Annotated in this window: 10 protein-coding genes and 1 pseudogene; 6 read left to right on the forward strand and 5 right to left on the reverse strand. The window is 58.4% G+C overall.

Annotation, left to right across the window (positions count from 1 at the left end; translation table 11 throughout):
* Window positions 1–3 precede the first annotated feature (3 nt).
* Window positions 4–1140 (reverse strand): acyl-CoA dehydrogenase family protein, encoded by a 1137-nt coding sequence (locus ACA066_RS23965; RefSeq protein ID WP_084320466.1) that lies wholly within the window; start codon window positions 1138–1140, stop codon window positions 4–6.
* A gap of 244 nt (window positions 1141–1384) precedes the next feature.
* Here ACA066_RS23965 and ACA066_RS23970 point away from each other — a divergent pair, with 244 nt between their 5' ends.
* The 5 genes and pseudogenes from ACA066_RS23970 (at window position 1385) to ACA066_RS23990 (ending at window position 7756) form a co-directional block, all read left to right on the forward strand.
* Window positions 1385–2281 (forward strand): GlxA family transcriptional regulator, encoded by an 897-nt coding sequence (locus ACA066_RS23970; RefSeq protein WP_497699949.1) that lies wholly within the window; start codon window positions 1385–1387, stop codon window positions 2279–2281.
* Between the two features lie 156 nt (window positions 2282–2437).
* Window positions 2438–4383, forward strand: a pseudogene (locus ACA066_RS23975) (flavin monoamine oxidase family protein).
* 206 nt (window positions 4384–4589) lie between these two features.
* On the forward strand, window positions 4590–5477 hold the full coding sequence (locus tag ACA066_RS23980) for a nitrilase family protein (protein WP_497696893.1): 888 nt from the start codon (window positions 4590–4592) through the stop codon (window positions 5475–5477).
* Window positions 5478–5493: 16 nt separating this feature from the next.
* Window positions 5494–6705 carry a hypothetical protein gene (locus ACA066_RS23985; RefSeq protein ID WP_497696894.1) on the forward strand — a complete coding sequence of 404 codons (1212 nt, stop codon included), beginning with the start codon at window positions 5494–5496 and terminating at the stop codon, window positions 6703–6705.
* Between the two features lie 70 nt (window positions 6706–6775).
* On the forward strand, window positions 6776–7756 hold the full coding sequence (locus ACA066_RS23990) for an asparaginase (RefSeq protein WP_497696895.1): 981 nt from the start codon (window positions 6776–6778) through the stop codon (window positions 7754–7756).
* A gap of 183 nt (window positions 7757–7939) precedes the next feature.
* Here ACA066_RS23990 and zapE read toward each other — a convergent pair whose 3' ends face one another.
* The 3 genes from zapE to ACA066_RS24005 form a co-directional block, all read right to left on the reverse strand.
* Window positions 7940–9034: a cell division protein ZapE gene (gene zapE / locus ACA066_RS23995; protein ID WP_497696896.1), complete on the reverse strand. Its 1095-nt coding sequence runs from the start codon at window positions 9032–9034 to the stop codon at window positions 7940–7942.
* 90 nt (window positions 9035–9124) lie between these two features.
* The gene (locus ACA066_RS24000; RefSeq protein ID WP_497696897.1) at window positions 9125–10480 is read right to left on the reverse strand and encodes a tryptophan--tRNA ligase; all 1356 of its coding nucleotides are present in this window, start codon (window positions 10478–10480) and stop codon (window positions 9125–9127) included.
* A gap of 24 nt (window positions 10481–10504) precedes the next feature.
* Window positions 10505–11149 (reverse strand): alpha/beta hydrolase, encoded by a 645-nt coding sequence (locus tag ACA066_RS24005; protein ID WP_497696898.1) that lies wholly within the window; start codon window positions 11147–11149, stop codon window positions 10505–10507.
* Window positions 11150–11293: 144 nt separating this feature from the next.
* Here ACA066_RS24005 and ACA066_RS24010 point away from each other — a divergent pair, with 144 nt between their 5' ends.
* Entirely contained in the window at window positions 11294–11728 is a 435-nt protein-coding gene (locus ACA066_RS24010; RefSeq protein WP_214378584.1) for a Z-ring associated ZapG family protein, read from the forward strand.
* Between the two features lie 242 nt (window positions 11729–11970).
* Here the strand turns inward: ACA066_RS24010 and ACA066_RS24015 are convergent, their stop codons facing one another.
* Entirely contained in the window at window positions 11971–12699 is a 729-nt protein-coding gene (locus ACA066_RS24015) for a YiaD family glycine zipper/OmpA-like lipoprotein (protein ID WP_497696899.1), read from the reverse strand.
* Between the last annotated feature and the right edge of the window lie 93 nt (window positions 12700–12792).

The following is a 12792-nucleotide window of genomic DNA, read 5'->3' on the forward strand; positions in this document are numbered from 1 at the left end:
TCCCTACAATGATCTGGCAATAATCTCCTTCATGATTTCATTGGTGCCGGCATAAATCCGCTGCACCCGCGCATCCGCCCACGCCCGGGCGATCGGGTATTCCCACATGAACCCGTAGCCGCCATGCAACTGCACGCACTCGTCGAGCACCTTGCACTGCAGGTCCGTGCCCCAATACTTGGCCATCGCCGCCGTCGGCACATCGAGTTTACCTTGCAGGTGCAACTCCAGACAGCGATCGACGAAGACCCGGCCAATCTGAATTTCAGTCGCCATTTCCGCCAGCTTGAAACGGGTGTTCTGGAAGTCGGCAATCGCCTTGCCGAACGCCTTGCGCTCGCGGGTGTATTCCAGCGTCCATTGCAGCGCAGCCTCAGCTGATGCCAATCCGCCAACAGCGACCGTCAGACGCTCCTGCGGCAATTCCTGCATCAGATACGCAAAACCCATCCCGGCCTGCCCCAGCAGGTTTTCTTTCGGCACACGAACATCCTGGAAGAACAGCTCCGAGGTGTCCTGCGCCTTCATGCCGACTTTTTCCAGGCGCTTGCCCTTGGCGAAGCCAGGCGTGTTCGCCTCAACCAGAAACAGACTCGTGCCCTTCGCGCCCGCCTTCGGATCAGTCTTGGCCACGACAATCACCAGGTCCGCGAGATAGCCGTTGGTGATAAAGGTCTTCGAACCGTTGATCACGTATTCGTCGCCATCGAGCACCGCCGTGGTTTTCACACCTTGCAGGTCAGAACCCGCACCTGGCTCGGTCATGGCAATCGCAGTGACCATCTCGCCAGACACCAGTTTCGGCAGGTATTTGTGTTTCAGCGTTTCACTGCCGTAATGCAGGATGTACGGTGCGACGATGTCGGAATGAAGGGAAAAACCGATGCCGGTCAGCCCCAGACGTCCCACCTCTTCGATCACCACCGCACTGTAGAGAAAGTCTGCACCCAGCCCACCGTATTCTTCCGGCAGGTGCGAACAGAGCATTCCTGCCTCCCCCGCCTTGTTCCAGAGTTGGCGGTCGATATAGCCTTGCTTCTCCCATTGAGCATGAAACGGCACGGCCTCTTTTTCGAGGAACGTTCGCACACTGTCGCGAAAAAGTTCGTGCTCGGGACTGAACAAGGTTCTGGGGATCATGCGACACCTGTCGTTATTGTTAGAAAGAATTGACCTTCAGAGACTAAGCCCCGCATCCGATACAGGACACTGGACACATCAGACAAAAAATAAGACGATCCAGCCGTCCGGTGACCACTTTCCCCTATAAGAATAAAGTTGAATTATGTCTAACCAAGTCTCCACGCCCTTGCGGCGCGTCAGCATCCTGGCTATCGACCGGGTGTTCGCTTCCACCCTTATGCAAGCCAAGGATTTCTTTCACCTGGCCAGCCTGCGCTACGGCAAACAGCTGGGCCAGGGCCTGACACCGGCGTTCGAAACGCGGCTGGTCAGTCCCGACGGCAAACCGGTGAACAGCTTCAGCGATGTGATCATGCCGGTGGACGGCGGTCTGGAAAATGCTGACGTCATCATCCTCCCGGCGTTCTGGGACGATTTCGAAACCCTTTGCCAACGTTATCCACAGATCCTGCCGTGGCTGCGCCAGCAACATGCTCGCGGCGCGGTACTCTGCGGTGAGGCCACGGGGGTGTTCTGGCTCGCCGAAGCCGGGCTGCTCGATGGTAAGGAAGCGACCACCTACTGGCGTTTCTTCAACGCCTTTGCCGAGCGTTTCCCGAGGGTTCACCTCAATCAGGACAAGCACCTGACCGACGCCGACAACCTGTATTGCGCCGGCGGCACGACCTCGGCGTGCGATCTTTACATCTACCTGATCGAGCGCTTCTGCGGCGCCAACGTGGCCCAGGCCGTGGCCCGCGACATTCTCTATGAAGTGCAGCGCAGCTATTCGCCGGGACGCATCGGTTTCGGCGGGCAGAAGCTGCACCAGGACGTGATCATCCTGCAGATACAGCACTGGCTCGAAGAACATTTCGCCGACAAGTTCCGCTTCGAAGACGTCGCGCGCGAGCACGGCATGAGCATCCGCAACTTCATGCGCCGCTTCCAGACCGCCACCGGCGACAAGCCGCTGCATTACCTGCAACGCCTGCGCATTGAAACGGCAAAGGGCTTGCTGTCCGGCAGTCGCAAAAGCATCAAGACCATCAGCTATGAGGTCGGATATGACGATGCGAGCTTCTTCGCGCGGCTGTTCCGCCAGCACACCGAGCTGTCGCCGAATCAGTATCGGCAGCAGTTTCAACAAGCGGCGTAACCCGTTTACTGCCGAGTAAAAAGACCTGCCATGCAGGTCTTTTTTCCCACGATAAAAAACGAATGAAGAGTACCCGCGAGCCCAGTTTGACGGCTAGGCGCCGATCGCCCGGAACCGCAACATCTTCCCTGCAAACACCTTCAGGGAAGATCATCAGTGACTATCGGATCAAGCTACGACTACCCGCCATACCTGCCCCAGGAAAATGCCCCAAAAAAGCACTCGGAGAAAAGAAAGTGGGCCGCCCGTTTCCCCAACCCACCCGATTTGTGCTTCGACTATAGAGCACTGGTGAACAGGAAAACGGCATCGCCAGGGCAACTGATCCGCAGCACAGGATTTGTATCATCGGCGCCGGAGTCACCGGACTGACTGCGGCCAGAGAACTGTATCGCTGCGGCTTCACCCATATCTCCCTCATCGAACAATCCACGCGCATCGGCGGCAGGCACCTGACCGTTGCCGGAAGCCCACACTCCACACAAAGCCATACCCCGTTTGAAATGGGTGCCATGCGCATGCCCTTCTTCAACCGGGCGGACGAGTCGCCGACAGAAGGCCGATCGCTGATGGCCTACTACACCAAGGCATTTGATCTGGCGTTTTCGGATTTCCCCAACCCCGGTAGCCAATGGGTCCGTTCGACCGGAATTTATCTTCGAGAGGGCCGCCTGGACGGCGGGCCGACGCCGCACATGTTGATATGGACCAACGTCGATGGCGTGACTCCACCTCCAGGTGAAGATCTGCAAAAGGTCTACGCCAAGTGGAAAGCCTTTTCCGATCGCATGACCCTGCACGTTGCACAGGTGTACGCCAGCCAGGAATGGGAAGCCATATGGGGCGCCATCGTCGAAAAATACGAGAGCGTTTCGTTCCGAGACCTGGTCCGAATGCCGACACTGGAAGCCTTGGATGAACGCTCGCCCGGGGACTTTGGCGGTTTGGGAATGTCCGCAGAAGAGTCCGCGATTTTCTACGCGATCGGCATCGGTGACGGCAGCTGGGGTGCGTTCTACGACGTCTGCTGCCTTTACCCGCTGCGCACAGCCATCTTCGGATTCAGTAGCCGGTTGCAACTGATCCACGGTCGGGTGGATGCAAAGGGCGATCCGCTGCCCTCACCCTGCCTGCACAGCGAAGCTGTTCATGATTGCGCCGGGCTCAGTTTCGACAGACCCCGCTACATCGGGCTCGCCGCTTTGGACGAATGCCTGTTGTTCATGAAAATCGAAGAAACCGGAAAGTCCGTCTACGAACACAGCCGCGAAACAAATACCGGCCTCCTGACCGACTCCTCAGTGACCGGACTCAAAAAACTGACCAATCAGAAAATCCGGGTTTACTTCAATTGGAAATGCAGCCAACCCGAGTTCACCCAGGAGCACTTTGAAGACTTCGACTCAGTCATCATGACCCTACCCTCCTGGCTGATTGAAACGCGCATCAAGCTCGAAAATTTCACCGAGGAAATGCTGCCCTTCGACACCATCAATGCCTATAAAACCGCGCACTGGGAAACCAGTTGCAAGGTCTTCGCACCGTTGAAAAAATCATTTCTTTCGGAAAATTTCAGCATCCCGCAAGCCATCGTCACCGACAGTTTCATCCATGACGTCTACACCTACCGCTACAACGATCACTACAGCTACGACTGCATTTTGCTGAGTTACACATGGGAGGACGATGCCACCAAGCTTGCCTCCTACAGCGACAAGGAACTGGTGGCCAAGTGCGCCGAGGAACTGGATCGCATCCTCATGAACTGCACCAATATTCAGCAGAAAATCTCACCGTACATTGGCCTTGAACAAGCCGTCGTCCAACGCTGGATGACCGATAAAAACGCGCTGGGTTGTGCAAAGTTATACCGGCCGGGCACCTACTACGATGCCGTGAGCCTGATGAAATACAACCGGGATTTCGCGCACATCTCCGGCCTGTATTTTTCCGGTGAATCATTTTCTGTCGATGCTGGCTGGACGGAGCCCTGCTTTCGAGGGGCCGTCGATGCCGTCATTCATATTTGCAACAAAACCGCCGCGACCTTCAATGGTGGTTTCTCCATGAATGACTATCCGCACTACCGACTGAAAGCCTGACAGCCCCATTCCAGAGCCATGCACCCGGTGCATTGGCTCTCACCCTGCGCCTCCCCTGGCGAACCGATCAACCCTCACTCACCCCATCTTCGGAAACGGACTACAGCCGTACCGGAAGCCGCCGACTTTCGCCCCTCTGCGGTTTCAACTCTTAATAAACACGCAATTCAACGGCGTGAATAACAATAAAAAAGAGGTCATCGGTAATGAGCGATCCAACAAGCCCTGTTCGTGTAGCAGTCGTGCAATTCGACCCGCAAGTGGGCACCGAGAAATGCGCAGATAACCTGCGTTGCAGCCTGGAATTAGCCCTGGAAGCGGTAAACGGCGGAGCGAATCTTATCGTCCTGCCCGAGCTTTCCAATACCGGCTATTTTTTCAGCAATCGCCAGGATGCCTTTGCCCATGCGGAGTCCGTTCCCGACGGGCCGAGCGTGCAGCTGTGGATGGACTTTGCACGACAACACAACGTTTATCTTGTAGCCGGCCTGACCGAGCGCGACGGCATGCGCCTCTTCAACACCGGCGTTCTGGTCGGGCCTGACGGCTTTATCGGCAAGTACCGAAAAGCTCATTTGTGGAACCTGGAGAAACTCTGGTTTACCCCCGGCGATCTGGGCTTTCCGGTTTTCGATACACCGATCGGCCGTATCGGTTTGTTGATCTGCTGGGACATCTGGTTTCCGGAAGTGCCGCGAATTCTCAGCCAGCAAGGCGCCGACATCATTTGCAGCCTGAACAACTGGGTCTGGACACCGCCGCCACTCTTCGACGAGGCCGGCAAGTGCATGGCGTCCTACCTGACGATGACAGCGGCCCACGTAAACAATGTGTTTATCGCGGCGGCCAGCCGGATTGGCGAAGAGCGAGGCGCGCGTTACCTGGGTTGCTCGCTGATCGCCGGCACCAACGGCTGGCCGATTGGCGCGGTGGCTTCGGCAGACAAACAGGAGATCCTGTTCGCTGACATCGACCTGACCAGTTCCCGCAGTGCGCCGATCTGGAACGACTTGAACGATCTGCATCGCGATCGTCGAGCCGATCTCTACGATCAGATGCTCGGTTACACCCAGCACCCTTGTCTGCCGCGCTGATAAGGGGGCATGACCGATGGAATCCACCACTGAAAAAAACCTGCCTGATCGTCTCACCGCCAGATCATCACTGGACATCGCCATCCTCTTGCTGATGCTCGGCACGGCATTGCTGATCATCTGGCTGTCATTCACTCACCGCTCTACTTGGGCCGCCCATTGGCCCGACTATCGTCATCTGCTTTTGAACCTCCCCGAACCGAGCGCGTGGCTGCGCTGGGTGCTGGGGGACATCAGCGAGGTCGCGTTCTACAAACACGAGTTCGCCTCCATCGGGTTGTTGGCGGGCGCGTATCTGGCCTACCGGGCCAACCGCACCGGGAAAGCCTGGCAAGGCTTTGCCATCTCATACGGCAGCGGATTGTGGCCGTGGCTGGTGACCAGTTCGTTACTTGGGCTGGTGCTAAGCAATCTGCTTTGGGGCTGGACGGTGGCTGCCGACAGTTGGCAACCGACGTTTGCCGCATTCGTTTCATTGCCGGCGGCCATGGTGTTGATGTTCGGCAGAGGCTGGAAGGTCACGATCAACGGCGCAATCCTGGGTGCGGTACTCGTTACGCCGATGTGTTTGCTGATGGTCAATTACGTGTGCAACCCACTGGAATTGCCAGTGGTGATTGGCAATGTCTCGGGCATGGCGGTCGCCAGCGTGTTTGCCTTTCTGTTGTGTCGTTACCTGCCGAGCCTGGTGAAATCCGACGCCTGTGAGAAGCCGTCCAGTCCAGCGCCCGAAACCGCCATCACCAAAGCACCGGACTATGGTGTCGTCTGGAGCCTGCGCCGGGTGTTGGCTGACTTTTCGGAAGCGCCGTTCTATGGCAACGAATGGGCCAGCCTTGGTCTGATACTGGGTGCTCTGCTGGCGTTCACGCTGAATCCGTTGAGTCCGGTTTACGGCTCGGCCTTGCTGCCACAACTGATCGCTGCGCAGGCGCTGACTTCAGCATTGGGCGTGGTGATCTGGCGTCGACAATGGATGTCGCTTGGCTGGTATCCCACCTACGTTCCGTTGGTGTCCGTGGTGCCGGCGGCGGTTCTGACGTACGGCGGCAGCTGGCAGGTCATCGTCATGAGCGCACTGCTCGGCGCCTTGATTGCACCACCCCTGGCCTGCGCGATTGCCAAACGGTTGCCGCCCGACATGCATGGCTTCATCGGCAATGTGCTGTCGATGGCCATCAGCACGCTGCTGATCATTCCGTTTATCGGTTTCCTGATTGCCAACTGACCCACGTCGCCATTCGGCTGTACCTCGAACGGGGTACAGCCGACTTCTTCACACTCAAGCGAGGTATCACATGGACTTGCCCAAACTGGCCATAGCCGCACTTGGCGGTACTGTGAGCATGCAAGCCAGAAACGCCGATGAAGGCGTTATCCCGACAGTCAGTGGCGAAACGCTGCTGGCATCCGTTCCGGAATTGACGTTGCTGGCCGAGGTGACCATTGAAACGCTCGGACTGCTGCCCAGTGCCTCGCTGGATTTCGAGTTTCTGCTGAGCGTGCTTTCCTGGGCGAATTTCCAGATCAAGCAAGGCGCCGCAGGTGTCGTCATCATTCAGGGCACAGACACGCTGGAAGAAACCGCCACATTTTTTGACTATCTGTGGGACCACGACGCTCCGCTGGTCCTGACGGGCGCAATGCGTTCGGCAGGCCAGGCCGGGGCTGATGGTCCGGCAAATTTGCTGGATGCCTGTCGGGTGGCGCTGGCGTGTAGTAGCCGTTCGCGCGGTGTCCAAGTGGTCATGAGCGGGCAGATTCACTCGGCAAGCGCCGTGCGCAAGACCGCCTCATTGGCCTTGCAGGCGTTTTCTTCTCCTATCGTGGGTCCTGTGGGCCTGCTGGTTGAGGACACTGTTCGCTATCTACGCCCGGCGCCGCTGCGCAAAGTCCTGCCATTACCCTTTCAAACCACACAAAGGATTGCGCTTCTGGAGGCATCGCTATCTGCCGACAGCCTGTTATTGGAAAGTATCCTGGCGCTGGGCTATGACGGAATGGTGATCGCGGGTTTCGGTGCTGGGCATGTTTCCGAGAGCTGGGCTGACGGGATCGAAACAATCGCTCAGAAGATTCCAGTGATCGTTGCCACCCGGACGGGTTCGGGCTCCACCGCTCGCTCAACGTATGGTTTCAAGGGTGGCGAGATTGACCTGACGCGCAGAGGCGCTTTGATGGCGGGGTGTCTGTGTCCGCGCAAAGCCAGAATCCTGTTGTGGTTGCTGGTGGGTTGCCAGCAACAGGAGCAGTTGACGAGCCACCTTTTGGAAACCTGACACACACCCCCTGTGGGAGCGAACCTGCTCGTGAAAGCGGTGGTTCAGTCAACTTCATTGTTGAATGACAGTCCGCTTTCGCGAGCAGGCTCGCTCCCACAAGGGCCTTGGTAGACCAGATTTCTTCGGTGCACAAAAAAGGGCCTGCGTATTTTGCAGGCCCTTTTTGTTTTCCGAATTCGCCTACGGCTTGTGCGCCCGAGACAGGAATTCGTGGGACTGCATTTCCAGCAAACGGCTGAGGGTGCGCTGGAACTCGAAGTTCAGGCGACCGCCGGTGTAGAGATCCTTGAGCTCGACTTCGGCGGAAATGATCAGCTTCACGTTACGGTCGTAGAACTCGTCGACCATGTTGATAAAGCGTCGGGCGATGTCGTCGGTGGTGACGCTCATCTGCTCGACACCGCTGAGCAACACGGCGTGGAAGATCTTGCCCAGTTCGATGTAATCGTTCTGGCTGCGCGGACCGTCGCAGAGTTCGCGGAAGTCGAACCAGGCCACGTCATCGCAGGTGCGCAACGCGCGGATTTCGCGATTCTCGATCATAAGTACGTCGTTTTCGACTGCTGCCGTGCATTCCGGCGTCAGCGCGCGGAAGCTCTTGCGCAGGCTTTCGTGGGATGCTTCGTCGAGCGGGAAGTGGAACAGCTCCGCTTGCTCGAGATGACGCAGACGATAATCGACGCCACTGTCGACGTTGACGATCTCGGTGTTCTGCTTGATCAGCGCAATGGCCGGCAGGAAGCGTGCGCGTTGCAGGCCGTCCTTGTACAGGCCGTCCGGAACGATGTTCGAGGTCGCGACCAGGGTCACGCCGTTCTTGAACAGCTCTTCCATCAACGTACCGAGGATCATCGCGTCGGTAATGTCGGAGACGAAGAACTCATCGAAACAGATCACTCGCGACTCGTCGGAGAAGCGCTTGGCGATGATGGTCAGCGGGTTTTTCTCGCCACCGAGGGTCTTCATCTCTTCGTGCACGCGCTTCATGAAGCGGTGGAAGTGAGTGCGGGTCTTTTCCTTGAACGGCAACGCTTCGAAGAAGGTGTCGACCAGGTAGGTCTTGCCGCGCCCCACGCCACCCCAGAAGTACAGGCCCTTGACCGGCGCCAGGTCTTTCTTGCCAAACAGTTTGCCGAGCAGGCCCGGTTTGTTCTGCGAGGCTGCGACCAGATCGTCGTACAGGCGCTGCAAATGGCGCACGGCGGTTTCCTGCGCGGCGTCATGGAAGAATTCCGGGCGTTTCAGATCAGCTTGATATCGTTCTAGGGGCGTCATAATTCGTTAGCAAGGCAACAAAAACGGGCCGTCACTGTAGCGACGGCCCGTGGGAATGGCAATCAGCCCTTAGTCGGGCCGAGCCGTTGATTATTCCTGAACCGGCGTCAGCGCAATCCGCAGGGCGTCGATGGCGACGTCGCGAGCAGTAATGTCGGCGAAGGCCGGGCTATCGGCAACGCACTCGCCTTCCAGCCAGACACTGAAGCTCAAGTCTTCGCTGCGCACGTCCAATGGCTGGCCCGCTTGCAGTTGCTTGGTCACCTGACCGGCGGTTTTACCGTCGGCGAAGTTGCGCGACAGCAGCAGTTGCTCGCCATCGGCCGCCAGCAGACGGAAGCGGAAGCTGCCATCGTCTTCGCGGAAGCTGACAAAACGCGCGGCTTTCGCGGCTTTCTTTTTAGTGGTTGCCGCGACTTGGGTCTGAGCAACAAAAGAACGCAGGCCAACCGCTTCGCGCAGTTCGTGGAGGAACGGCGTGGCCACGGCACGGGCCTTTTTGGCGCCGATTTGCAGGATGTCTTCGAGGTCTGCCGGCCGCTCAATCAGCTTGTAATATCGATCGCGGGACTCGCCCAACTCGCTGTCGAGCAGCTGGAACAGGCGGTTCTTCGCCTCGCCCCAACCCAACCCCTGCAACAATTCGCTGCGGAACTCGTCGGACTGCGCCGGGGTGGCGAAGGCCTGGAACAAGGTGAACAGGTGCGAATTGTCTGGATCTTTCGCTTCGCCAGGTGCACGGGAGTCGGTGACGATCCGCGAGATTGCGTCTTTCATCTCTTTGGCGCTGCTGAACAACGGGATGGTGTTGTCGTAGCTTTTCGACATCTTGCGACCGTCGAGGCCTGGCAGCGTGGCGACGCTTTCTTCGATCAGCGCCTCGGGCATGGTGAAGAACTCCTTGCCCTGGCCAAACAGGTGGTTGAAGCGCTGGCCGATGTCGCGGGCCATTTCCACGTGCTGGATCTGGTCACGACCGACCGGTACCTTGTGGGCGTTGAACATCAGAATGTCCGCGGCCATCAGCACCGGGTAGCTGTACAGGCCCATGGTGATGCCGGCATCCGGGTCTTCGCCGGTTTCGACGTTCTTGTCCACCGAGGCCTTGTAGGCGTGGGCGCGGTTGAGCAAACCCTTGGCGGCAACGCAGGTCAGCAGCCAGGTCAGCTCGGGGATTTCCGGGATGTCGGACTGGCGATAGAACGTCACGCGGTCCACATCCAGGCCACCGGCCAGCCAGGTCGCGGCGATTTCCAGACGCGAGCGCTGGATGCGCAGCGGGTCATCGCATTTGATCAGGGCGTGGTAGTCGGCCAGGAAGTAGAACGAATCGGCATTGCTGTCGCGGCTGGCAAGGATCGCCGGGCGGATGGCGCCGGCGTAGTTGCCCAGGTGCGGCGTGCCGGTGGTGGTGATGCCGGTGAGGATACGGGTACGAGTCGTCATGGGTAATCGCTTGTCAGACTGCAATCAATTCGAAAGACGCGGCAGGATCAGATCCTTGAGATCGGTCAGCTTGCCATGAAAAAAGTGTCCGCATTCTGCCACTTTCAGCAGCTCATGGGGACGCTCGAGTTTCGAGGACCAGTCGTAGACGGCTTGCGGGTCGATGACTTCGTCGGTTTCCGGTTGGATCAGGGTCAACTCGCCTCGCTGCGGCAGTGGGTCTTGATCGCCGAGGCGCATCACCGCTGGCGCGACCATGAACAAATGCTTGAGCTGTTCGCCCTTCGCTTCCAGGCGCCCGCCGAGACTGGCTGCAACAAAACCGCCGAAGGAGAAACCGAACAGCGTCAGCGGCAAATCCGGATGTTCGGCCCGCAACCATTCGGCCGCCGCCTGAGCATCGTCGACTTCGCCGGTGCCCATGTCGTGCGTGCCTTCGCTGGCTCCGACGCCACGGTAATTGAAACGCAAGGTAATCAAACCGGCATCGCGCGCAGTGCGCTGCAGGGTCGAGACCACTTTGTTGAGCATGGTGCCGCCCTGCACCGGGTTCGGGTGGCAGATCAGCGCGATGCCGCGAGGCGCTTCGTTGTTCAAGCTCTCGTTATTTAAGTACAGAGCTTCCAGTTGACCGACCGGGCCATCAATCACTACAGGGGTTTCGCGCATAAGCAAGGAAGGAACTCCGTGACCTCGAATCGGGTCGACTCGTCTAGCAAATTGTCTGTGCGAGTGTATTGCGAGCGAATCGCGGTATACAGCGCAGGTTCGAGCCGTTAACGTAAAGCAAAGCCGTTTATAGAGGAAGGACTCGTGGAACACTCGCTCTTAGTTTGGTTGTTGCCGACTCTTGCCCTGGTTGTGGGTGTCGCCGTTGGATTCCTGATCGCTCGCCTGGTGCCGAACGCCGCGCCGAGCAGCACACAACGTCAGCTGGATGACATTCAGGAACGTTTCGACAGTTATCAGAACGAGGTGGTCACCCACTTCAACAGCACTGCAACCCTGGTCAAGAAACTGACTCAGAGCTATCAGGAAGTGCAGGATCATCTCGCCGAGGGTGCCAACCGCCTGGCCCTGGACGAGCAGACCCGCCAACGCCTGCTGGCCTCGCTGCACGCCGACGCAGCAGCAGCCCCACGGGAGCGCCTGACGCCACCGCGCAATCAGGAACCGCCTCGCGACTACGCTCCAAAAGCCCCGAACGCGCCGGGCATGCTCGATGAGCATTACGGCCTGAAGAAGTAATCAGGTTTCGCGCGATATGAAAAAGCCCCCGGATGAGTGGTTGTCCGGGGGCTTTTTTGTTGCTGATGGTTTTTGTTGCCTGTTCTGCCCTCTTCGCGAGCAGGCTCGCTCCCACAGTTGGAATGCGTCCCCTGTGTGAGCGAGCCTGCTCGCGAAGGGGCCAGAACGGGCGACACAAAAAAAACCGCCCGATCTGTTGAGGGATCGGGCGGTTTTTTTACGCCTGGGGTTCAGTCAGGCGATCAAGGGTACTGCTGAACCGTACCCTGCTGCTGGCCGCCATACTGCTGGCCCGGAATTGCCTTGAGGTTGACCTCGACCCGACGGTTCTGCGCCCGGCCATTGACGTCACCGTTGCTGGCAACCGGGTTATCCGGGCCGGCACCGCGCGCCGACAGGTTGGTACCACTCACACCTTGAGAGGTCAGATAAGTCGCCACGCTCTGGGCCCGACGCTGGGACAGGTCCATGTTGTGCTGACGGCTGCCGGTGCTGTCGGTGTAGCCGACGATCTCAATCTGGTTCTGGCTGAACTCCTTGAGCGAGCCTGCCAGGTTGTTCAGCGGCTGATAGAAGCTTGAAGCGATGTTCGCCGAATCGGTGGCGAACGTGATGTTGCCCGGCATGATCAGCTTGATCTGATCGCCCTGACGCTGCACCTCGACGCCGGTATTGGCCATGCTGGCGCGCAGCTTTTTCTCTTGCTGGTCGGCGTAGTAACCGTAACCGGCAGCGGAAGCCCCCACCACGGCGGCACCGATCAGCGCCCCCTTGCCACGGTTGTTGTGGTCAATGGCTGCACCCGCAAGGGCACCAGCCAGAGCACCGAGGCCACCGTATTTCGCGGTTTTGCTCATGCCCGTGGAACCACTGTCGGCCTGGCCCTGGTTGTCGTAAGGGTTAGTCGAGGCGCAGCCAGACAGAAAGGCCACAGCCGTAGCGACAATAATCAAACGCTGCTTGGTGAACATGAAGAGCTCCTACTTTCTACATTCTATGGTGCAACGGAACAAGGCATCGGCCTTAGCGGGCGTTGGATCATTTCGGGCGGCGAAAATTCCGTC

Source organism: Pseudomonas sp. LBUM1651 (assembly GCF_059716135.1).

Coding starts and splice junctions, on each gene's coding strand:
- ACA066_RS23980 (WP_497696893.1), top strand. CDS start 4,590: ATGAGCGATCCAACAAGCCCTGTTCGTGTAGCAGTCGTGCAATTCGAC.
- ACA066_RS24000 (WP_497696897.1), bottom strand. CDS start 10,480: ATGACGACTCGTACCCGTATCCTCACCGGCATCACCACCACCGGCACG.
- ACA066_RS24005 (WP_497696898.1), bottom strand. CDS start 11,149: ATGCGCGAAACCCCTGTAGTGATTGATGGCCCGGTCGGTCAACTGGAA.
- ACA066_RS24015 (WP_497696899.1), bottom strand. CDS start 12,699: ATGTTCACCAAGCAGCGTTTGATTATTGTCGCTACGGCTGTGGCCTTT.
- ACA066_RS23985 (WP_497696894.1), top strand. CDS start 5,494: ATGGAATCCACCACTGAAAAAAACCTGCCTGATCGTCTCACCGCCAGA.
- ACA066_RS23990 (WP_497696895.1), top strand. CDS start 6,776: ATGGACTTGCCCAAACTGGCCATAGCCGCACTTGGCGGTACTGTGAGC.
- zapE (WP_497696896.1), bottom strand. CDS start 9,034: ATGACGCCCCTAGAACGATATCAAGCTGATCTGAAACGCCCGGAATTC.
- ACA066_RS23965 (WP_084320466.1), bottom strand. CDS start 1,140: ATGATCCCCAGAACCTTGTTCAGTCCCGAGCACGAACTTTTTCGCGAC.